At 70.6% G+C, this 21732-nt stretch carries 18 protein-coding genes; 10 read left to right on the top strand and 8 right to left on the bottom strand.

Annotated features, from left to right (window positions below; all coding sequences use genetic code 11):
* Window positions 1–7: 7 nt before the first annotated feature.
* The 3 genes from ACFQ6X_RS24770 to ACFQ6X_RS24760 form a co-directional block, all read right to left on the bottom strand.
* The gene (locus ACFQ6X_RS24770; RefSeq protein WP_383184551.1) at window positions 8–841 is read right to left on the bottom strand and encodes an aldo/keto reductase; all 834 of its coding nucleotides are present in this window, start codon (window positions 839–841) and stop codon (window positions 8–10) included.
* A 183-nt stretch (window positions 842–1024) separates the two neighbouring features.
* Complete coding sequence (locus ACFQ6X_RS24765) at window positions 1025–2824, bottom strand: AMP-dependent synthetase/ligase (protein WP_383184550.1); 1800 nt, start codon at window positions 2822–2824, stop codon at window positions 1025–1027.
* A gap of 228 nt (window positions 2825–3052) precedes the next feature.
* Window positions 3053–3946, bottom strand: a complete 894-nt coding sequence (locus tag ACFQ6X_RS24760) for a LysR substrate-binding domain-containing protein (RefSeq protein ID WP_383184549.1) — start codon at window positions 3944–3946, stop codon at window positions 3053–3055.
* Between the two features lie 117 nt (window positions 3947–4063).
* Between ACFQ6X_RS24760 and ACFQ6X_RS24755 the strand changes: the two genes are divergently transcribed.
* Window positions 4064–5095, top strand: a complete 1032-nt coding sequence (locus tag ACFQ6X_RS24755) for a bile acid:sodium symporter family protein (protein WP_383184548.1) — start codon at window positions 4064–4066, stop codon at window positions 5093–5095.
* Between the two features lie 31 nt (window positions 5096–5126).
* A complete protein-coding gene (locus tag ACFQ6X_RS24750; protein ID WP_383184547.1) occupies window positions 5127–5342 on the top strand; it encodes a DNA-binding protein in 216 nt (71 codons plus the stop codon).
* A gap of 140 nt (window positions 5343–5482) precedes the next feature.
* On the opposite strand, the gene fdhD is transcribed toward ACFQ6X_RS24750, so the two are convergent.
* The 5 genes from fdhD to ACFQ6X_RS24725 are packed head-to-tail and all read right to left on the bottom strand — an operon-like array spanning window position 5483 to window position 12033.
* A complete protein-coding gene (gene fdhD, locus ACFQ6X_RS24745) occupies window positions 5483–6331 on the bottom strand; it encodes a formate dehydrogenase accessory sulfurtransferase FdhD (RefSeq protein WP_383184546.1) in 849 nt (282 codons plus the stop codon).
* Window positions 6332–6336: 5 nt separating this feature from the next.
* A complete protein-coding gene (locus tag ACFQ6X_RS24740; RefSeq protein WP_383184545.1) occupies window positions 6337–7197 on the bottom strand; it encodes a 2Fe-2S iron-sulfur cluster-binding protein in 861 nt (286 codons plus the stop codon).
* The gene (locus tag ACFQ6X_RS24735; protein ID WP_383184544.1) at window positions 7194–9101 is read right to left on the bottom strand and encodes an NAD(P)H-dependent oxidoreductase subunit E; all 1908 of its coding nucleotides are present in this window, start codon (window positions 9099–9101) and stop codon (window positions 7194–7196) included. The genes ACFQ6X_RS24740 and ACFQ6X_RS24735 overlap by 4 nt, the downstream gene beginning before the upstream one ends.
* Window positions 9092–11047: a molybdopterin oxidoreductase family protein gene (locus ACFQ6X_RS24730; protein WP_383184543.1), complete on the bottom strand. Its 1956-nt coding sequence runs from the start codon at window positions 11045–11047 to the stop codon at window positions 9092–9094. Before ACFQ6X_RS24730 ends, ACFQ6X_RS24735 begins: the two co-directional genes overlap by 10 nt.
* Window positions 11044–12033, bottom strand: a complete 990-nt coding sequence (locus ACFQ6X_RS24725) for a 2-dehydropantoate 2-reductase (RefSeq protein WP_383184542.1) — start codon at window positions 12031–12033, stop codon at window positions 11044–11046. The genes ACFQ6X_RS24730 and ACFQ6X_RS24725 overlap by 4 nt, the downstream gene beginning before the upstream one ends.
* Window positions 12034–12309: 276 nt before the next feature.
* On the opposite strand from ACFQ6X_RS24725, the gene ACFQ6X_RS24720 reads away from it, so the two are divergent.
* The 8 genes from ACFQ6X_RS24720 (at window position 12310) to ACFQ6X_RS24685 (ending at window position 21646) form a co-directional block, all read left to right on the top strand.
* The gene (locus ACFQ6X_RS24720) at window positions 12310–13260 is read left to right on the top strand and encodes a beta-ketoacyl-ACP synthase III (protein WP_329205710.1); all 951 of its coding nucleotides are present in this window, start codon (window positions 12310–12312) and stop codon (window positions 13258–13260) included.
* A gap of 65 nt (window positions 13261–13325) precedes the next feature.
* A complete protein-coding gene (locus ACFQ6X_RS24715; protein WP_329205709.1) occupies window positions 13326–14003 on the top strand; it encodes a GntR family transcriptional regulator in 678 nt (225 codons plus the stop codon).
* A gap of 275 nt (window positions 14004–14278) precedes the next feature.
* Window positions 14279–15460 (top strand): ROK family protein, encoded by a 1182-nt coding sequence (locus ACFQ6X_RS24710; RefSeq protein WP_383184541.1) that lies wholly within the window; start codon window positions 14279–14281, stop codon window positions 15458–15460.
* Between the two features lie 202 nt (window positions 15461–15662).
* Complete coding sequence (locus ACFQ6X_RS24705) at window positions 15663–17189, top strand: sugar ABC transporter ATP-binding protein (protein ID WP_383184540.1); 1527 nt, start codon at window positions 15663–15665, stop codon at window positions 17187–17189.
* Complete coding sequence (locus ACFQ6X_RS24700) at window positions 17186–18238, top strand: ABC transporter permease (RefSeq protein ID WP_383184539.1); 1053 nt, start codon at window positions 17186–17188, stop codon at window positions 18236–18238. The genes ACFQ6X_RS24705 and ACFQ6X_RS24700 overlap by 4 nt, the downstream gene beginning before the upstream one ends.
* A gap of 67 nt (window positions 18239–18305) precedes the next feature.
* Window positions 18306–19343: a substrate-binding domain-containing protein gene (locus ACFQ6X_RS24695; protein ID WP_329205705.1), complete on the top strand. Its 1038-nt coding sequence runs from the start codon at window positions 18306–18308 to the stop codon at window positions 19341–19343.
* A 47-nt stretch (window positions 19344–19390) separates the two neighbouring features.
* Entirely contained in the window at window positions 19391–20629 is a 1239-nt protein-coding gene (locus tag ACFQ6X_RS24690) for a Gfo/Idh/MocA family protein (protein ID WP_383184538.1), read from the top strand.
* A gap of 12 nt (window positions 20630–20641) precedes the next feature.
* Window positions 20642–21646, top strand: coding sequence for a sugar phosphate isomerase/epimerase family protein (locus ACFQ6X_RS24685; RefSeq protein ID WP_383184537.1), 1005 nt, complete (start codon window positions 20642–20644; stop codon window positions 21644–21646).
* Window positions 21647–21732 lie beyond the last annotated feature (86 nt).

Raw genomic sequence — 21732 nt, 5'->3', positions numbered from 1 at the left:
TGTCGTGTCAGGCGCCCGCGGCGAATTCGGCCGGGTCGGGGCCGATGCGCTTGCCCTCGTCCAGTGCGGCGAACGCGGCGAGGTCGTCCGCGTCCAGCTCGAAGCCGAACACATCGAGGTTCTCCACGATCCGCGACGGCGTCACGGACTTGGGGATCGCCACATGGCCGGTCTGCAGATGCCAGCGGAGCACCGCCTGGGCGGGGGTCCGGCCGTGCTTCCGGGCGATCGCGACGACCGTCGGGACGTCCAGGCCCTTGCCCTGCCCCAGCGGGGACCAGGCCTCGGTGACGATGCCGTGCCGCGCGTGGAAGGCGCGGGCCTCCGCCTGCTGGAGCTGGGGGTGCAGCTCGATCTGGTTGACCGCCGGGACGATGGAGGTCTCGTCGATCAGGCGCTCCAGATGCGCGGGGAGGAAGTTGGACACGCCGATGGCCTTGGCCCGGCCGTCGGCATGGATCTTCTCGAGGGCCTTGTACGTGTCGACGTAGGCGTCCTTGGCCGGCAGCGGCCAGTGGATCAGGTACAGGTCGACGTGGTCCAGACCCAGCTTGTCCAGCGAGGCGTCGAAGGCCCGCAGCGTCGAGTCGTAGCCCTGGTCGCCGTTCCACAGCTTGGTGGTGACGAACAGCTCGTCACGCGCCACACCGGAGGCGGCGATGGCCTTGCCGGTGCCCTCCTCGTTGCCGTAGATCGCGGCGGTGTCGATGCTCCGGTACCCGGACTCGATGGCCTTGGCGACGGCCGTCGTGGCCTCGTCGTCCGGCACCTGCCAGACTCCGTAGCCGAGCTGCGGCATCTCGAGACCGTTGTTGAGGGTGATGGAGGGGACCTGGCTCACGAGCAGTCGATCCTTACGTTGTCGGTTGGTACTCCCGTTGAGAAACGATCAACGAAGCCTATGCATTCCCGTCGGCGGAGAAACGGCGAACGGGAGAACCGGGGACGCCGGAACGGCAGGGCCCACGCAGCGTGACGACCGCCGGCCACACCTGCGTCAGAGGCCTCGGTGGTCAGTGGCAGGTCAGTGGTAGAGGGCGTCGACCTCGGACGCGTACGCCGTCTCGATCGCCTTGCGCTTCAGCTTGAGCGACGGTGTCAGCAGACCGTGCTCCTCCGTGAACGGGTGCGCCAGGATGCGGAACGTGCGGATGGACTCCGCCTGTGACACCGCCGTGTTCGCGGCCACCACGGCGCGCCGGACCTCCATCTCCAGATCCGGGTCCCGCACCAGGTCCGCGGTGCGCATCGGCGCGCGGCCCTGCATGGCGAGCCAGTGGTCCACGGACTCCTGGTCCACGGTCACCAGCGCGGCGATGTAGGGCCGGTCGTTGCCGACGACGATGCACTGTGCCACCAGCGGATGCGAGCGCACCCGCTCCTCCAGACCGGCCGGCGCCACGCTCTTGCCGCCCGACGTCACCAGGATCTCCTTCTTGCGCCCGGTGATCGTCAGATAGCCCTCCTCGTCGAGTGCGCCTAGGTCGCCCGTGGCCAGCCACCCGTCGTGCAGCACGGCGTCGGTCGACTTGGGATCGCCCAGGTATCCGCCGAAGACATTCGCGCCGTGGACCCAGATCTCGCCGTCCTGGGCGATGTGCACGGTGGACCCCGGGATCGGCTGCCCGACCGTGCCGTACCGGGTTCGCTCGGGCGGATTGGCCGTCGCCGCGGCGGTCGACTCGGTGAGGCCGTAGCCCTCGTAGACGATGACGCCCGCACCCGCGAAGAACAGTCCGAGCTGACGGTCCATGCCGGAACCGCCCGACATCGCGTGCCGCACCCGGCCGCCCATCGCGTCGCGGACCTTCTTGTAGACGACCTTGTCGAAGAACTGGTGCTGCATCCGGAGCCCGGCGGAGGGGCCGGGGCCCGTCCCGAACGCCCGTTCCTCCAACGCCTCCGCGTACTTCACCGCGACCTCGACGGACTTGTCGAAGGGCCCGATCCGGCCCTCCGCCTCCGCCTTGCGGCGCGCGCCGTTGAAGACCTTCTCGAAGATGTACGGCACCGCCAGGATGAAGGTGGGCCGGAACGACACCAGGTCCGGCATCAGTGCCTTCGCCGACAGCTCCGGCTGATGGCCCAGCTTCACCCGGCCGCGCAGCGCCGCGATCTCCACCATGCGGCCGAAGACATGGGCGAGCGGCAGGAAGAGCAGCGTCGCCGCCTCGTCGCCGGGCTTGGAATGGAACACCGGCTCCCAGCGGCTGACCATGGTGTCGGACTCGAACATGAAGTTGGCGTGTGTGATCACACAGCCCTTGGGGCGTCCCGTCGTGCCGGACGTGTAGATCACCGTGGCCACGGAGTCGGGCGTCACCGCGCGCCGGTGCCTGTGCACCGTCTCGTCGTCGATCTGGACCCCCGCGTCGACGAGCTCGGTCACCGCGTCGGCGTCCAGCTGCCAGAGCCGCTTCAGGTTCGGCAGCCGGTCGATCACCGAACCGATCGTCATCGCATGGTCCTCGTGCTCGACCACGACGGCCGCGACCTCGGCGTCGTGAAGCATCCACAGGACCTGCTCGGCCGACGACGTCGGGTAGATCGGCACTGACTGGGCGCCCACCGTCCACAGTGCGAAGTCGAAGAGCGTCCACTCGTAGCGCGTACGGGACATCAGGGCGACGCGGTCGCCGAAGCGCACGCCGTGCGCGATCAGCCCCTTGGCCAGCGCCAGCACCTCGTCGCGGAAGACGGCGGCGGAGACGTCGTGCCACTGGCCGTCCGCGTCCTTGCGACCGAGGGCGATCCGGTGGGGATCGTCCTCGGCATGGTCGAAGACGGTATCGGCAAGACCGCCGACTTGAGGGGCGGCTGCCATGGGTGGGACAGTGAACTCGCGCAATGACCTGCTCCTTGTGGCGCTCCGCACGGCGCCGCGACGCTACCCCACCGAGCGGGTGAGCGGGAGGGTCCGAAGTCTCCGGATAACGTGGCATCTGCACAGGTCAGCCACTGAAATCGGGCCAGATGGGCAAGGCTCGGGCGTACTTCTGACCGCTGGGTAAGTAGCTCGCACGGGAATCTCCACGGAATCTGTACGCGGTGATTACGCGCGCTCCGGGTGCGCGGGCAGGTCCGTCACCCGGTGAAGACGGTCGCCGCCCGCGAGGATCGCCGCCGCCAGGGCGTCGGCCGCCTCCTGTGCGGCGTCCCTGCGCCTTCCGTGCAGCAGGACGAAGTCCACGTCGCCGAGCTCCGGGAGCCCCGCTCTGGCAGGCACCGGGACCAGCCCCGGCGGAATCAGCCCCCGCGTGTGCGCCATGACCCCCAGGCCCGCGCGTGCGGCGGCGATCAGTCCGCTCAGGCTCGCGCTCGTGCAGGCGAACCGCCAGGACCTGCCGTGCTCCTCCAGGACCTCCAGGGCGCGGGCCCTGGTGATGCCGGGAGGCGGGAAGGCGATCAACGGCAGCGGCCGGTCCGGATCGATCCTCAGCTGCGGGGCGCCGATCCAGGCCAGCGTGTCCTGCCAGACCACCTCGCCGTGCGTGTCCCCGGTGCGCCGCTTGGCGAGTACGAGGTCGAGCCGGCCCGCCTCGAGCTGCTGGTGCAGCGTCCCGGACAGCTCCACGGTCAGCTCCAGCTCGACCTCGGGATGCTCACGCCGGAAGGACTCCAGGATCTCCGGCAGCCGCGTCAGGACGAAGTCCTCGGAGGCGCCGAAGCGCAGCCGTCCGCGCAGCCGGGTGCCGGTGAAGAACGCCGCAGCCCGCTCATGGGCCTGCAGGATCGTCCGGGCGAAGCCCAGCATCGCCTCACCGTCCTCGGTGAGATCGACCCGGTGGGTGTCCCGGGCGAACAGCTGCCGGCCGGCCTCGGCCTCCAGCCGCCGTACGTGCTGACTGACCGTGGACTGCCTGATCCCGAGCCTTCGTGCGGCCTGGGTGAAACTCAGGGTCTGCGCGACGGCCAGGAACGTACGGAGCTGGACGGGGTCGTACATGGGCCCAGCCTATCGCGAACCGTGATGACAGTCAGAGCGGTATACCGGATTCCCGATCACGGTGATCAGGAGCAGGATGGGGAGGGCACGACCCCGCCGAGAGAGCACGTGGAGCACATGAGCAGCCGCACCAGCCGCCGTATCCCGACGCTGCCGTCCTGGCTGCCGGTGGACCCGTACATCCTGGCGCTGATCGGCACGGTGGCCCTCGCGGCGCTGCTGCCCGCTTCCGGAGCGGCCGCCGACGCGGCCTCAGGGGCGTCGACCGGGGCGGTCGCCCTGCTCTTCTTCCTCTACGGAGCACGTCTCTCCACTGCCGAGGCGCTCGACGGACTGAAGCACTGGCGGCTCCATCTCACGGTCCTGGCCTGCACCTTCCTCGCGTTCCCGCTGCTGGGACTCGCGAGCCACGGCCTGGTGCCCTACGTGCTGACCCCGCAGCTGCAGGACGGCTTCCTGTTTCTCTGCCTGGTCCCTTCGACCATCCAGTCGTCGATCGCCTTCACGTCGATGGCCCGCGGCAATGTGCCGGCCGCGATCTGTGCGGGCTCGTTCTCCAGCCTCGCCGGGATCCTGCTCACCCCGCTGCTCGCGGCACTGCTCCTCGGAGGCGGCGCAGGGGGCTTCTCGGCGGACTCCCTGGTGAAGATCGTCCTCCAGCTCCTGGTGCCCTTCCTGGCCGGACAACTGCTGCGCCGCTGGGTCGGCGGTTTCGTCGCCCGCCACAAGAAGGTGCTGGGCTACGTCGACCGCGGGTCGATCCTGCTCGTCGTCTACACGGCGTTCAGCGAGGGCATGGTCGGCGGAATCTGGCACCAGGTCACCCCGGTCAGGCTCGGTGCGCTCATGGCCGCGGAAGCGGTGCTGCTGGCGCTGATGCTCTCGCTGAGCTGGTACGGGGCGAAGCGGCTCGGCTTCGGGCGGGCGGACCGGATCGCGATCCAGTTCGCCGGGTCGAAGAAGAGCCTGGCCGCGGGGCTGCCGATGGCGAGCGTGCTGTTCGGCGCGCACGCGAGCCTTGCCGTGCTGCCGCTGATGCTCTTCCACCAGATGCAGCTGATGGTCTGTGCGGTGATCGCCAAGCGCCGCTCGCGCGACCCGCTGCCGGAGTCAGGTGAGATGTCACAGGTGCCCGTTACGGTGGGCTGAGAAGCTGGCCCGCGCCGGAAGGACGACCCCGTTGACGAGTGACAGCACGACACCGCCGGACGACTTTCCGCACGGCATCGGCAATCCGGCCTGCCGCGCCCTGCACGCGGCGGGCTACACCGCGCTGGACCAGCTCCCGGCCGTCAGCGAGGCGGAGCTGAAGCGGCTGCACGGTGTGGGACCGAAAGCCGTGGGAGTGCTGCGTGCGGCGCTGGAGGCGAAGGGGCTCTCGTTCGCGGGGGCATGAGCGCAGACCCCGTGGGGCGCCGAGCCGGCAGGAGACCGCGGGCACGGGGCCACCAGGGGCAGCGGGCACGGAGGGACCGGCCGGCGCAGGGGGCGCTCCCCGCCGGCCGGACCCCTGACCCGTGCAGCGGGTGAGGAGCCTCAGCCCTGGCTCACCGCTGACTCCAGGGCGATGCGGTGCTCACCCGCGTACACGTTCATGGACGGACCCCGGAGGAAGCCCACGAGGGTCAGTCCGCTCTCGGCCGCCAGGTCCACGGCCAGCGACGACGGCGCGGACACCGCCGCGAGCATCGGGATCCCCGCCATCACGGCCTTCTGCACCAGTTCGAACGAGGCACGCCCCGACACGAGCAGGATCGTCTGCGAGAGGGGCAGCCGATGGTCCGTCAAGGCCCGCCCGACCAGCTTGTCGACCGCGTTGTGGCGGCCGACGTCCTCCCGGATGTCGAGCAGCTCACCCTCCGGCGAGAACAGGGCCGCCGCGTGCAGACCCCCGGTCCGGTCGAAGACCCGCTGCGCCTCGCGCAACCGGTCGGGGAGGGCGGAGAGCAGCGCGGGTTCCACCCGGACCGGGGGAGTGTCGGCGATCGGATGACGGGTCGTGGTGCGGACGGCGTCCAGGCTCGCCTTGCCGCAGAGGCCGCAGGACGACGTCGTGTAGACGTTGCGCTCCAGCGTGATGTCGGGGACCACGACGCCCGGCGCGAGCTTCACGTCGACCACGTTGTACGTGTTCACGCCGTCGGCCGTCGCGCCGGCGCAGTACACGATCGACTGCACCTCGGAGCCCTCACCGAGCACGCCCTCGCTCACCAGGAAGCCTGCCGCGAGCGCGAAGTCGTCTCCCGGGGTGCGCATCGTGATGGCGAGCGGTTTGCCGTTCAGCCGGATCTCCAGGGGCTCCTCGGCGACGAGGGTGTCGGGGCGTGTGGTGACTGCCCCGTCCCGGATGCGGATGGTGCGGCGACGCTCGGTGACCCGTCCCATAGCCGTTAAACCCGATTCTGTACGTGTTGGTAGCCGAAGCGGCCTTTGATGCAGAGGTTGCCGTGGGTCACCGGGTTGTCGTGCGGTGAGGTGACCTTGACGATCTCATTGTCCTGCACATGGAGCGTGACATTGCAGCCCACGCCGCAGTACGCGCAGACGGTCGTGGTCTGCGTCTGCGCCGGCTCGTCCCAGGTGCCCGCCGCCCGCATGTCGAACTCGGTGCTGAAGGAGAGTGCTCCGGTGGGGCACACCTCGATGCAGTTGCCGCAGAAGACGCAGGCCGAGTCGGTGAGCGGAGCGTCGTGCTCGGTGGAGATGCGGGCGTCGAAGCCGCGCCCCGCCACGGCGATCGCGAACGTGTTCTGCCACTGCTCCCCGCAGGCGTCGACGCACTTGTAGCAGAGGATGCACTTGTCGTAGTCGCGGACGTAGAGGTCGTTGTCGATCTTCGGCTGCTCATTGACCCGGGCGGCGTCCGCGCCGAAGCGGCCGGGTTTCGCGTCGTACTCCTTGATCCATTCTGCGGCCCGCGGTGTCGTCGACAGATCGGTCGAGGAGGCCAGCAGCTCCAGGACCACCTTCCGGCTGTGCCGGGCCCGCTCGGTGTCCGTGCGGACCGTCATGCCCGGCTCGGCGCGCCGGGAGCAGGCCGGGGCGAGCGTGCGGGCGCCCTCCACCTCGACGACGCAGACCCGGCAGGCGTTCTTCGGGGTGAGCGTGTCGCCCTGGCACAGGGTCGGGATGTCCTTGCCCGCCGACCGGCAGGCGTCCAGGATCGTCGAACCCTCGGGGACCCGGGTCTCCGAGCCGTCGAGCGTGAACGAGACGAGACGGCGCGGCGGCTGGAGCGGCACAGCGGTCACTTGTAGACCCCCAGACGGTCGATGGCGGACTCCACGGCATTCCACGCGGTCTGGCCCAGACCGCAGATCGAGGCGTCCCGCATGGTCTGCCCCACCTCTCTCATGAGTGCGACGTCGGCGGCTGCCCCGGCTCCCGTACGGTCCACGATCCGGTGCAGGGCCTCCTCCTGGCGGACCGTGCCCACCCGGCAGGGCACGCACTGGCCGCACGACTCGTCGCGGAAGAACTCCGCGATGCGCAGCAGGATGCGGGGGAGCTCCACCGAGTCGTCCAGGACCAGGACCACGCCGGAACCGAGCGTCGTCCCGGCCGCGCGGGTGCCTTCGAAGGTGAGCGGGATGTCCAGCTCGTCGGGGCGTACGAAGCCGCCCGCGGCGCCGCCGAGGAGGACCGCCCGCATCTGCTCCGGCGGACCCGCGAGGGCGAGCAGGTCGCGCAGGTTCGCGCCGAAGGGCAGTTCGTAGATGCCGGGGCGGTCCACCTGTCCCGAGACGCAGAACAGCTTGGTTCCGGTGGACGTCTCCGTGCCCGTCGCGGCGTACGCCGCGGCGCCGTGCTCCAGGATCGGCAGCACGTTCACCAGCGTCTCGACGTTGTTGACCGCGGTCGGCTTGCCGAAGAGGCCCTTCTCCACCGGGAACGGGGGCTTGGAGCGCGGTTCGCCGCGCTGTCCCTCGATCGAGTTGAAGATCGCGGTCTCCTCGCCGCAGATGTAGGCACCGGCGCCCCGCCGGATCTCGATGTCGAAGGCGTACCCCTGTCCGAGGACGTCGGGGCCGAGCAGCCCGCGGGTGCGGGCGCTCGTCAGGGCGTGGCTCAGGCGCTCGTACGCGCGGGGGTACTCGCCGCGGAGGTAGATGAAGCCGTGCGCGGCACCGACCGCGTACCCGGCGATCGTCATCGACTCGATCAGGGCGTACGGATCGCCCTCCATCAGCACCCGGTCCTTGAAGGTGCCCGGCTCGCTCTCGTCGGCGTTGCAGACCAGGTAGTGCGGGCCGTCGGCCTGCTGGGCGGTGGCCTGCCACTTGCGGCCCGTGGGGAACGCGGCGCCGCCCCGGCCGACCAGGCCCGCGTCCAGCACCTCACGGATCACGCCCGCGGGGCCGAGCGCGAAGGCGCGGCGCAGGGCGGTGTATCCGCCGGTGGAGCGGTAGTCGTCCAGGGAGGCCGGGTCGACGGTGCCGATGCGCTTGAGCAGGACGAGGCCGGGGTCGCCGGCCTGGGGCACCGCTGTTCCCGCGGGGGGTTCGGCGGGGGCGGCCCCGGGGGCGCGGGTCGCTGTGACGACGGCGGGTGCGGTGGCGGGCGCGAGCACGGCGGAACACCGGAAGGCGCCGGCGACGGGCTCGTCCGCCGCCGGAGGCGCGCCTTCGACGGACTCTTTCCCTGCCGGAGGCGCACCCGCCTGCAGCAGGAGTGCCGCAGGGGCCCGTTCGCACAGGCCCAGACAGGGGCTCTCCTGCCAGACCGCGCCCTCGGCCGGGGCGCCGGCGGGACCGAGACGCTCCGTCAGATCCGCGCACAGGGCCCCCGAGCCGCGGGCCGCGCAGGCCAGGTCCGTACAGACGTGGAGGACCTTCGCCGGGCGGGGCACCACCGAGAACATCGCGTAGAACGTCGCGACGCCGTACGCCTCGGCCGGGGCCACCGTCAGCCGCCGGCAGATGTAGTTCAGCGCGCCCTCGCTGATCCAGCCCACCCGGTCGTTCACCGCGTGCAGGGCCGGCAGCAACTGGTCGCGGCGGTCCTTGGCCGCTGCCGCTCCGCCCCTCGCCCAGCGCAGGTCCTCGTCGGTCCGCTCCTTCGCACCCTCCCAGCCGGAGGGCGGCGGTCCCAGCAGGGCGTCCACCGCCGCCCGTTCGGTGTCGGTGGGGGCGGCGTCGGTGTACCTCAGGTCCATGCGGGCACCAGCTTCTCTATCCGAACGGCGGAGGCCTTGAACTCGGCGGTGCCGGCGATCGGGCAGTTCGCCTCGATGGTCAGCTGGTTGGTGTCCACCTCGTCCGGGAAGTGCATCGTCATGAAGGCCAGACCGGGCCGCAGACCGGTGTCGACCCACACGGGCGCGGTGACGCTGCCTCGACGGGACGAGACACGCACCTCCTCGCCCACGGCGACGCCGTAGGCCTCGGCGTCCTCCGGGCAGAGCTCGATGTACTCGCCCCGGCGCAGCGGAGAGGCGTAACTCCCGCTCTGTACACCGGTGTTGTAGGAGTCCAGCCGCCGCCCGGTCGTCAGGCGCAGCGGATAGGACTCGTCGGTGAGGTCGACCGGCGGGTCGTGCCGCACCAGGCCGAACGGGGCGGCCGCGCCGCGTAGGACCGGATCGGTCTCCCAGAGCCGGGCGTGCAGGAAGCTCGACGGGAGCTTGTCCGTGTCGGGGCAGGGCCACTGCAGGCCCTGATGCTCGGCGAGGCGCTCGTACGTCATCCCGAAGTGGTCGGGGGAGAGCGAGCGCAGCTCGTCCCAGACGGCCTGGGAGTCCTCGAACTTCCAGTCATGGCCCAGGAGTCCGGCCATGGCGCAGATGATGTCGACGTCCTCGCGCGCCTCGCCCGGCGGTACGAGCGCCGCCCGTACCCGCTGCACCCGCCGCTCGCTGTTGGTCGTCGTGCCGTCGGTCTCGGCCCAGCCGGCCGTGGCGGGCAGGACGACGTCGGCCATCTCGGCGGTCTTCGTCAGGAAGATGTCCTGCACGACCAGATGGTCGAGGGCGGCGAGCCGGCGGACGGCCTGGTCGCTGTCGGCCTCGGACTGCGCGGGGTTCTCCCCGATGCAGTACACGGCACGCAGTTCGCCGGTCTCCATCGCCTCGAACATCTCGGTGAGGGTCTTGCCGTACCGGGGCTGGATGACGGCGTCCCAGGACCGCTCGAACTTCTGCCGGGACCGCGGGTCGAGGATGTCCTGGAAGCCGGGCAGCTTGTTGGGGATGGCGCCCATGTCGCCGCCGCCCTGCACGTTGTTCTGCCCGCGAAGGGGCTGGACCCCGGAGCCGTACCGTCCGACGTGGCCGGTGAGCAGGGAGAGGTTGATCAGCGCGCGGACGTTGTCGGTGCCGTTGTGGTGCTCCGTGATGCCCAGGGTCCAGCACAGCTGCGCCCGTTCGGCCGTGGCGTAGGCGTGGGCGAGGTCCCGGATCGCCTCGGCGGGGACCCCGGTCACCTTCTCGGCTGCGGTGAGGGTCCAGGGCTCGACCAGCGCCACGTAGTCCGCGTAGCCGGTGGTCGCCCGGTCCACGAAGGCGTGGTTGACGAGTCCGGCACGGATGATCTCGCGGCCGATGGCGTGGGCGAGCGGAATGTCGGTGCCGACGTTGAGCCCGAGCCAGCTCTCCGCCCACTCGGCGGTCGAGGTGCGGCGCGGGTCGACCGCGTGCATCCGGGCCCCGTTGCGGATGCCCTTCAGGACGTGCTGGAAGAAGATCGGGTGGGCGAAGCGGGCGTTGGAGCCCCACATCACGATGAGATCGGTGTGCTCCACCTCTTCGTAGCTGGAGGTCCCGCCGCCCGAGCCGAAGGCGGCCGACAGCCCGGCGACGCTGGGGGCGTGGCAGGTTCGGTTGCAGCTGTCGACGTTGTTGGTGCCCATCACGACGCGGGTGAACTTCTGCGCCACGTAGTTCATCTCGTTGGTGGCGCGGGCGCAGGACAACATGGCGAAGGCATCGGGGCCGTACGCGTCACGGTTCTGACGGAATCCGGCAGCCGCCCGTGTCAGTGCCTCGTCCCAGCTCGCGCGGCGCAGTACTCCGTCGGTGCCGCGGACCAGGGGGTGGGTGAGGCGCTCGTAGGTTTTCGGCTGCCGGCCCTTGCGGTTCCGGGTGCCTGTGCGGTCGCTGTTCATGGTGCGCTCCCTGCTGGGGCCGAGGAGGTGGTGGCGAGGAGATCGGCGAGCGCGTGCACGGCGCGCAGCGTCGGTACGGGCGTGCCGGCCAGCGAGGCCAGCTCGACGACGGCCGCGAGCAGCACGTCGAGTTCGAGGGGTTTGCCCTTCTCCAGGTCCTGGAGGGTGGATGTCTTGTGGTCGCCGACGCGCTCGGCGCCCGCGATGCGCCGCTCCACGGAGATCTCGGGCCGGCAGCCGACGGCCGCCGCCACCGCGAGGGTCTCGCGCATCATCGACTCCACGAGTGCGCGGGTGTCGGGATGGCGGCAGATCTGGCCCATGGTCGCCCGGGACAGCGCGCTGATCGGGTTGAAGGAGATGTTGCCGAGCAGCTTGATCCAGATGTCGTTGCGCAGATCCGGCTCCACGGGGCATTTGAGTCCGCCCGCGACCATGGCCTCGCTGAAGTCCAGACAGCGCCTGGACACGGACCGGTCCGGCTCCCCGACGGAGAACCGGGTGCCCTCGAGGTGGCGTACGACGCCGGGCGCCTCGATCTCGGTGGCCGCGTAGACGACGCATCCGATGGCGCGCTCGGGCGGCAGCGTGGCGCTCACCGAGCCCGCCGGGTCGACGCTGTTCAGCCGGCGCCCGGTGTAGGGCCCGGCCAGACCGTGGAAGTACCACCAGGGGATGCCGTTCTGCGCGGCGATCACGGCGGTGCGTGCGTGCATCAGCGGATGGACCAACGGGCCCGATACCGCGTACGAGTTGGCCTTGAGGCCGAGGAACACATAGTCGACGGGCCCGACGTCCGACGGGTCGTCGGTGGCGGCGGGCCGTGCGGTGAAGTCACCGCGCGGGCTGAGCACACGCACGCCGTCACGGCGCATGGCCGCCAGATGCGGGCCCCGGGCGATGAGATGGACCTCGGCGCCGGCGCGGTGGAGCGCGGCCCCGACATAGGCACCGATGGCACCGGCACCGACAACTGCGACTTTCACGGGGCTCTCCGTTCGGTGAGAGGACCGAGCGAGGGTGTCAAGTCGACAGAATATTGTCTACAGTATGCCTTTGTGAGGGTCAAGACTCCTGACAGCGGGTGACGGCCTCGGCGGGGTTACGGTGGGTGCACAGCGGTAGGCGCGTAAGTTCCCGGGGAGCTGTTCGAGACGCTCCAAGCTCCGGCCCATATATCTGTGGGGTTACGTGCCCTTGTACCGATCGGTAGCAACCAAGACTGGATAGTTCCTGCCATACGTAGCGAGGGGAACCCGTACATGACCGGCTCACGTGTCGTGGCGCTCGGCCACTATCAGCCCGCCAAGGTGCTCACCAACCACGACCTGGCCGCCATGGTGGACACCAGCGACGAGTGGATCACCAGCCGAGTCGGCATCAGGACGCGGCATGTGGGTGGCCCCGACGAGCCCGTGGACGAGCTGGCCGCGCACGCGGCTGCCAAGGCGCTGGCCACGGCCGGCCTGCAGCCCGCCGACATCGATCTGGTCCTCGTCGCCACCTCCACGGCGATCGACCGCTCGCCGAGCATGTCGGCCAGGGTCGCGGCCCGGCTGGGCATGGGTTCGCCCGCGGTGATGGACATCAACGTGGTCTGCTCGGGCTTCACGCACGCGCTGGCCACCGCCGACCACGCCATCCGCGCCGGAGCCGCCACCCGCGCCCTGGTCATCGGTGCGGACAAGATGGGCGACATCGTCGACTGGACCGACCGTTCCACCTGTGTCCTGATGGGCGACGGTGCGGGCGCCGCCGTCGTCGTCGCCGACCCGGACGCCGGAGACCGGCCAGGGATCGGCCCGGTCCTGTGGGGTTCGGTGCCCGAAATGGGCAACGCGGTACGGATCGAGGGGACGCCCTCGCGGTTCGCGCAGGAGGGGCAGTCCGTCTACCGCTGGGCCACCACGCAGTTGCCGCCCATCGCCCGCAAGGTCTGCGAGAAGGCCGGCGTCACCGTCGAGGACCTGGCCGCCGTCGTGCTGCACCAGGCCAATCTGAGGATCATCGAACCCGTCGCGAGGAAGATCGGCGCGGTCAACGCGGTCATCGCCCGGGATGTCGTGGATTCCGGCAATACGTCCGCCGCGTCGATCCCGATGGCCCTGTCCAAGCTGGTCGAGCGCGGGGAGGTCGAGAGCGGTGCTCCGGCCCTGCTCTTCGGCTTCGGAGGAAACCTCTCTTATGCGGGTCAAGTGATCCGCTGCCCCTGAACCGCATTGTGCTCGGTAGACTGTAGACGATAGGCAATTGCCCGGCGCCCGGAGGGGGAACCGCGATGTTGTCCGCAGGACTGCCGCAAGGAACGGTGCCGAAGCTGGATCGGCCAGGGCCGCTGCGCGAGCGTGTCTACGAGGCGTTGCTCGAACTGATCACCACGCGCGCGCTCGGCCCCGGTCAGCACCTCATCGAGAGCGAACTGGCCGGGCACCTCGGGGTGTCGCGACAGCCGGTGCGCGAGGCGCTCCAGCGACTGAACACCGAGGGCTGGGTGGACCTGCGGCCCGCGCAGGGCGCCTTCGTCCATGAACCCACCGAGGAGGAGGCGGACCAGCTGCTCTCGGTCCGTACGCTCCTGGAGGCCGAGGCGGCCCGGCTTGCCGCGGCCAACTCCGGGAGTGCGGGCATCGAGGCCCTCGAGGCGCTCTGCGTCAAGGGGGAGCGGGCTGTCGCCGACGACGACGTGGACCTCGCCGTCGCCACGAACGCCGCCTTCCACGCCAAGGTGATGGAGCTGGCCGGCAACGTCGTCCTCTCCGAACTGGCCGCGCAGGTCGACCGCCGGGTCCGCTGGTACTACACGCCGGTGGCCCGCCAGCGCGGCACCCGCTCCTGGATCGAGCACCGCTCGCTGATCGCGGCCATCTCCTCGCGGGACGGACAGCGGGCGACCGAGATCATGCGGGCGCACACGGAGCACACGCGCAAGACGTACCACGAGCGCGAGAAGAACTGACCGTCGCGCACGGAAAGGAGGCCGGGGCCCACCGCCCCGGCCTTTTTTGCTGCTCCAGGGCCCGCACCCGACACCATGGCCGCCCCCGGCGAGGCCGGAGCGGCGGCTCCCGGTCACCTCCGCCCCGTGGCACCCCGGGGCACCTTTGTCCTCGGTGTGGAGAAAGTTGGAGTGGATTCATGCTCAACTTCTTCCCACTCGGGGAAAGCGCTGCTACGTTCCCCTCGAAAGCCCGACGGACTGGCCGATGTGGCGGGGAGGGACGCGTGAGACGGATGACGGCACGACCCGCAAACGCCCATCAGGCGCGATTGCTGCGGCTGTTGCGCGACGGCGGTCCCAACTCCCGTGCGCAGCTGGGTGACCAGGTCGACCTCTCCCGCTCCAAGCTCGCCGTCGAGGTGGACCGGCTGCTGGAGACCGGACTTGTCGTCGCCGACGGTCTCGCCGCCTCACGCGGCGGACGCCGTTCGCACAACATCCGGCTCGCTCCCGCACTGCGATTCCTCGGCGTCGACATCGGCGCCACCTCCATCGACGTGGCCGTCACCAACGCCGAGCTGGAGGTGCTCGGCCACCTCAACCACCCCATGGACGTACGCGAGGGACCCGTCGCCGTCTTCGAGCAGGTGCTGGAGATGGCCTCCAAACTGCGGGCCTCCGGGCTCGCCGAAGGCTTCGACGGCGCCGGCATCGGCGTACCCGGACCGGTCCGCTTCCCCGAGGGCGTCCCCGTCGCACCGCCGATCATGCCGGGCTGGGACGGCTTCCCGGTCCGCGAGGCACTCAGCCAGGAACTGGGCTGCCCCGTCATGGTCGACAACGACGTGAACCTGATGGCCATGGGGGAGCAGCACGCGGGCGTCGCACGCTCCGTCGGCGACTTCCTCTGCGTCAAGATCGGTACGGGCATCGGCTGCGGCATCGTCGTCGGCGGAGAGGTCTACCGCGGTACGACGGGCAGCGCAGGCGACATCGGGCACATCCAGGTGGAACCCGACGGGCGCGCCTGCGCCTGCGGCAACCGGGGCTGCCTGGAAGCCCACTTCAGCGGTGCGGCCCTCGCACGCGACGCGGAGGACGCGGCGCGCGCGGGGCAGTCCGCGGAACTGGCGGCCAGGCTGGACGCCGCCGGAAAGCTCACGGCCATCGATGTGGCCGCTGCCGCCGCGGCCGGTGATCCCACCGCGCTGGACCTGATCCGCGAAGGCGGAAACCGGGTCGGCCAGGTCATCGCGGGACTCGTCAGCTTCTTCAACCCGGGCCTCGTCGTGATCGGCGGCGGAGTGACCGGGCTCGGCCACAACCTTCTGGCCAGTGTCCGGACCCAGGTCTACCGGCAGTCCCTGCCGCTGGCCACCGGCAACCTCCCCATCGTCCTCGGTGAGCTGGGACCGACCGCCGGAGTGATCGGCGCGGCCAGGCTCATCAGCGACCACCTGTTCTCGCCGGCCTGATGTCCGGGCCGGCGCGCCGCTCACCAAGCGTTCCGCAGTCACCTCCGTAACAGCCCGTTCCGAGCTCTGCCCGCAGTACCCCGCCCAGCAGTTCCGTCAGCAGTACGGCACCGCCGGCACTGCGCCCTGCCCGCTCACCGGCCTTCCCCGAGACCTCGGCTCCGCCCGAGGAGGGGAGACCCCGTTCGCCGAGGGGATCGTCATGGCACCCGAACCACCCCTGCTCACGATGTCAGGCATCACCAAGTCCTTCCCCGGTGTGCGCGCCCTCGACGGCGTGGACCTCGAGGTCCAGGCCGGCGAAGTCCACTGCCTCCTCGGCCAGAACGGCGCCGGCAAGTCCACCCTCATCAAGGTGCTGGCCGGGGCCCACCAGCCCGACGGCGGCGCCATCACCTGGCGCGGCGAGCCCGTCTCACTCTCCTCGCCCATCGCCGCCATGCGCCTGGGAATCGCGACCATCTACCAGGAACTCGACCTGGTCGAGGGGCTGTCGGTCGCCGAGAACATCTTCCTCGGCCACGAGCCGACCTCCGCGGGCTTCGTCGTCCGCACCCGCGAGGGCCGAGCCGCGGCCGCCGAACTGCTCGCGCGCCTCGGCCACCCGGAGATCGACCCCGCCCGGGAGGTCGGCGCTCTCTCCGCCGCCCACCAGCAGATCGTCTCCATGGCCCGGGCGCTCTCCCACGACGTACGGCTCATCGTGATGGACGAGCCCTCCGCCGCCCTCGACCCCGACGAGGTCGACAACCTCTTCCGGATCGTCGACGGTCTCACCGCCGAGGGCGTTGCCGTGGTCTACATCTCCCACCGGCTCGAGGAGATCCGCCGTATCGGCGACCGGGTGACCGTGCTCAAGGACGGCCGGGCCGTGGCCGTCGGCCTCCCCGCCAAGTCGACCCCCACGCGCGACGTCGTGGCCCTGATGACGGGCCGCAACGTCGAGTACGTGTTCCCCGAGCGGCCCGCGCACTCCACGGAACAGGCCGCGGCGGAGCCCGTACTGAAGGTCGAAGGGCTGGCCAGGAAGGGCGAGTTCGCGCCCGTCGACCTGGAGCTCCGGCCCGGCGAGATCGTCGGACTGGCCGGACTCGTCGGCTCGGGGCGCTCCGAGATCCTGGAGACCATCTACGGTGCCCGCAAGCCCACGGCGGGGCGTGTCACCGTGGCCGGGAAACCCCTGCGACCGGGAAGCGTCCGCGCAGCCGTCGCCGCCGGGATCGGCCTCGCACCCGAGGAACGCAAGGCGCAGGCACTGCTGTTGACCGAGTCGGTCACCCGCAACGTCTCCCTCTCCACCCTGTCCCGCTTCTCGCGCGGCGGCTGGGTCGACCGGGGCGCCGAGCGGAAGGCGGCACGGACCGCCACCCGCGAACTGTCCCTGCGCCCGGACAACCCGGACGCCGCCGTCCGCACCCTCTCCGGCGGCAACCAGCAGAAAGCGGTCCTGGCCCGCTGGCTGCTGCGCGGCTGCCGGGTCCTCCTGCTCGACGAACCCACCCGTGGTGTCGACGTCGGCGCGCGCGCCGAGCTCTACGCCGTGATCCGCCGGCTGGCCGACGAAGGCCTCGCCGTTCTGCTCGTCTCCAGCGAAGTGCCCGAAGTGCTGGGCCTCGCCGACCGGGTGCTGGTGCTCCGCGAGGGCCACGTCGTGCACACGGCGGACGCCCGGGAGCTCGACGAGCACCGCGTACTCGACCTCGTCATGGAAGGGAGCCCGACGTCATGACACAGCCCGCACCGTCGGCGCAGCACCACGGGCCGGACAAGGGGACCCTCACCGGCCCCTCCGACGCCCCGCCCTCGAAGCAGAGCGGTGGCCTGCGCGCACTCGGCCTGCGCGCCGACGTCCGCAACCTCTCGCTGCTGGGCGTACTCCTCGCCCTGGTGGCAGTCGGTGGCCTCACCGAACCCGACGCGTTCCTGGACACCGGGAACCTGCAGCTGATCCTGACCCAGTCGTCCGTCATCGGTGTCGTCACCGTCGGAATGACCCTCGTCATCATCGGCGGCGGCATCGACCTGTCGGTCGGCGCGATGGTCGCCCTCGCCTCCGTGTGGGCGACGACGCTGGCCACCCAGGAGTTCGGCTTCGCGGGCATCCTGTTCACCGCCGTGATCGTCGGACTGGCCGCCGGACTCGTCAACGGGGTCCTCATCGCCTACGGGCGCATGGTCCCGTTCATCGCGACGCTGGCCATGCTCGCCTCGGCCCGCGGTCTCGCCCTGCAGATCACGGACGGCAAGACACAGATCGTCACCGTGCCCTCCGTCCTCGACCTGGGTCTTCCCGACTCGTACGTCCTCGGGATCCCGCCCCTGGTCCTGGTCTTCGCCGCGGTCACCGTGGCCGGCTGGCTGATCCTGAACCGGACCACCTTCGGACGCCGTACGGTCGCCGTCGGAGGCAACGCGGAAGCGGCACGGCTCGCCGGCATCGACGTACGCCGCCAGCGGCTCTACCTGTACCTGCTCTCCGGCCTCTGCTGCGGCATCGCCGCCTTCATGCTGATCATCCTGTCCGGCTCCGGCCAGAACACCAACGGCAACCTCTACGAACTCGACGCGATCGCCGCCGCGATCATCGGCGGCACCCTGCTCAGCGGCGGCCGCGGCACGATCGTCGGATCCGTCCTGGGCGTCCTCGTCTTCACCACCATCACCAACATCTTCGCGCTCAACAACCTGCAGAGCGATGTCCAGCAGATCGCCAAGGGCGCGATCATCGTCGCCGCCGTCCTGGTCCAGCACCGCACGACGCGCCACGGCGAGACCTGACACACCCCCTCCTCACCACCCACCCGCTGTTCCGTATGCCACGCACCGGATGAAGGGTTTGACAGCCATGCCAGAAACCAGCCGCAGAGGACTGCTCTTCGGTACCGCAGCCGTCTCCGCGGGCGCCTTCCTCACCGCCTGTACCAGCAACGAGCCGAAGGAGAAGGCCGCGGCACAGACCAATGTGCCCGCTGCCGACGACAAGCCCGGCAAGCCCGTCACCATCGGCTTCGCCGGCCCGCAGGCCGACCACGGCTGGCTCAACGCGATCAACGTCAACGCCAAGTCGCGGGCGGAGAAGTACTCCGAGGTGACCCTGGAGATCACCGAGGGCTCCAACGACACCGCCGCCCAGATCGGCCAGGTCAAGACCCTCATCAACAAGAAGGTCGACGTCCTCGTCATCCTCCCCGCCGACGGCAAGGCGCTCACCCAGGTCGGCCTCGAGGCCATGAAGGCGGGCATCCCCGTCGTCAACCTGGACCGGATCTTCGCCTCTCCGCAGGCCTACCGCTGCTGGGTCGGCGGCGACAACTACGGCATGGGCCTCAACGCCGGGCACTACATCGGTGAGCAGCTCAAGGGGAAGTCGAACGCCAAGGTCGTCGAGCTCGCGGGCATCGACAACCTGGAGCTCACCAAGCAGCGCAGCCAGGGCTTCGCCGACGCCCTCAAGAACTACTCCAACATCAAGCTGGTGGCCCGTCAGGCCGCCGAGTTCACCGTCGAGTCGGGCCAGGCGAAGATGGCCCAGCTCCTGCAGGCGCAGAAGCAGTTCGACGCCCTGTGGAACCACGACGACGACCAGGGTGTGGGCGCGCTGCGCGCCATCGAACAGGCCGGCCGCGACGAGTTCATCATGGTCGGCGGCGCCGGGGCCAAGTCGGCCATGGACGCCATCAAGGCCGGCAACAGCGTCCTCAAGGCCACCGTCCTGTACCCGCCGACGATGGCCGCGTCCGCGATCGACCTGGCGCGTGCCCTCGGCCAGGGCAAGGGCGTCTCGGGCCTCTCCGAAATGGAGATCCCGACCTCCCTCACCCTCTACTCGGCCGTGGTCACCAAGGACAACATCGACCAGTACCTGCCGACGGGCTTCAGCTGATCCCGCACCGCCGCCGCCACCGAACCACCGACGAGGAGGAAGTCCGCATGGCCCGTAGGGAAGAGACGGAGCAGGAGCCCGCAGCTCCGCCGCCGGTACAGCAGCCGACGGCGACGCTCGGGGTCGGCATGGTCGGTTACGCGTTCATGGGCGCCGCCCACTCACAGGGATGGCGCACCGCGGGACACGTCTTCGACCTGCCGATGAGACCCGCTCTCGCCGCGATCTGCGGACGCGACCGTACGGCCGTCGAGGCCGCCGCCGCCCGGCACGGCTGGGCGGCGGCGGAGACCGACTGGCGCGCGATGATCGCCAGGGACGATGTGCAGCTCGTGGACATCTGCACCCCCGGCGACAGCCATGCGGAGATCGCCATCGCCGCCCTCGAGGCGGGCAAGCACGTGCTGTGCGAGAAGCCGCTCGCCAACACGGTGGCCGAGGCGGAGGCCATGGTGGCGGCCGCCGAGCGGGCTGCGGCGCGCGGCCAGGTGGCGATGGTGGGCTTCAACTACCGCAAGGTGCCCGCCGTCACCTATGCCCGCACGCTCATCGCGGAGGGGCGGCTCGGCGCTCTGCGACACGTACGGGCCACCTACCTCCAGGACTGGCTGGTCGACCCGGAGTCGCCGCTCACCTGGCGGCTCAAGCGGGAGCACGCCGGGTCCGGTGCGCTGGGGGACCTCGGGGCGCACATCGTCGACCTCGCCCAGTACCTGACCGGGGAACTGCTGGTCGGCGTGTCGGCGGTGAGCGAGACGTTCGTACGCGATCGCCCCGTGCTGGCCGGCTCCTCGGCCGGTCTCTCGGGCGCCGCGGACGGTACCGCGCGGGGGGCGGTCACCGTCGACGACGCCGCGCTGTTCACCGGACGGCTGGCCTCCGGTGCGCTGGCCTCCTTCGAGGCGACGCGGATGGCGGCGGGCCGCAAGAACGCCCTGCGGCTGGAGATCAACGGGGAGCTGGGCTCACTCGCCTTCGACCTGGAACGGCTCAACGAGCTCTCCTTCCACGACCACACCGAGCCCGCCACCTCGGCCGGGTTCCGGCGGATCCTGGTCACCGAGCCCGAGCACCCCTACCTCGAGGCGTGGTGGCCGCCGGGCCATGCGCTCGGCTACGAGCACACGTTCGTTCACCAGGCCCGCGACGTGGTGCGGACGATCGCCGACGGGGTTGCGCCCGTACCGTCGTTCGCCGACGGGCTCCAGGTGCAGCGGGTGCTCGCAGCCGTCGAGGAGAGCGCCGAGAAGAACTCTGTACTCACCCCGGTACCGGTCCCGTTCTAGGAGGTCCTGCGCATGCCCCGCCCCTTCACACTCTTCACCGGCCAGTGGGCCGACCTGCCGCTGGAGGAGGTCTGCCGGCTGGCCCGGGACTTCGGCTACGACGGGCTCGAACTCGCCTGCTGGGGAGACCACTTCGAGGTCGACAAGGCGCTGTCCGACCCCGGCTACCTCGACGGGCGGCGGCAGCTGCTCGACAAGTACGGCCTCAAGTGCTGGGCGGTCTCCAACCACCTGGTGGGCCAGGCCGTCTGCGACAGCCCGATCGACGAGCGCCACCAGGGGATCCTCCCCGCCCGGATCTGGGGGGACGGGGAGCCCGAGGGCGTGCGCCGGCGGGCCGCCGAGGAGATGAAGAACACGGCCCGCGCGGCGTCCGCGTTCGGCGTCGACACGGTCATCGGCTTCACCGGGTCGTCGATCTGGCACCTGGTCGCCATGTTCCCGCCGGTGCCGCCGCACATGATCGAACGCGGCTACGAGGACTTCGCGGAGCGGTGGAACCCGATCCTGGACGTCTTCGACGCCGAGGGCGTGCGCTTCGCCCATGAGGTGCACCCGAGCGAGATCGCGTACGACTACTGGACCACGCACCGCGCCCTGGAGGCCGTCGGCCACCGCCCCGCGTTCGGGCTGAACTTCGACCCGAGCCACTTCGTGTGGCAGGACCTCGACCCGGTCGGCTTCCTGTACGACTTCCGGGACCGGATCTACCACGTGGACTGCAAGGAGGCCCGCAAGCGCCTCGACGGGCGCAACGGCAGGCTCGGCTCCCATCTGCCGTGGGGCGATCCCCGGCGCGGCTGGGACTTCGTCTCCGCGGGGCACGGCGACGTGCCGTGGGAGGACGTGTTCCGGATGCTGCGGTCCATCGACTACCAGGGGCCCGTCTCCGTCGAGTGGGAGGACGCGGGAATGGACCGCCTGCACGGTGCCCCGGAGGCACTCGCCTCGCTGAAGCGGTTCGACTTCGACCCGCCGAGCGCGTCGTTCGACGCCGCGTTCGGAGGCGGCGACTGAGAGGTCCGGGCCCCGTCCCGGACCCGTTCCGCCCCTGCCGGGGAGGCCCGACGCGCAGCCCGGCCACGTGAGGTGCCGCACGGCAC

It is taken from the genome of Streptomyces sp. NPDC056452 (genome assembly GCF_042796085.1).
Classification (GTDB): domain Bacteria; phylum Actinomycetota; class Actinomycetes; order Streptomycetales; family Streptomycetaceae; genus Streptomyces.
Note: the sequence above shows the minus strand (reverse complement) of the source record. Positions and strands in the feature narration are given on the sequence as shown.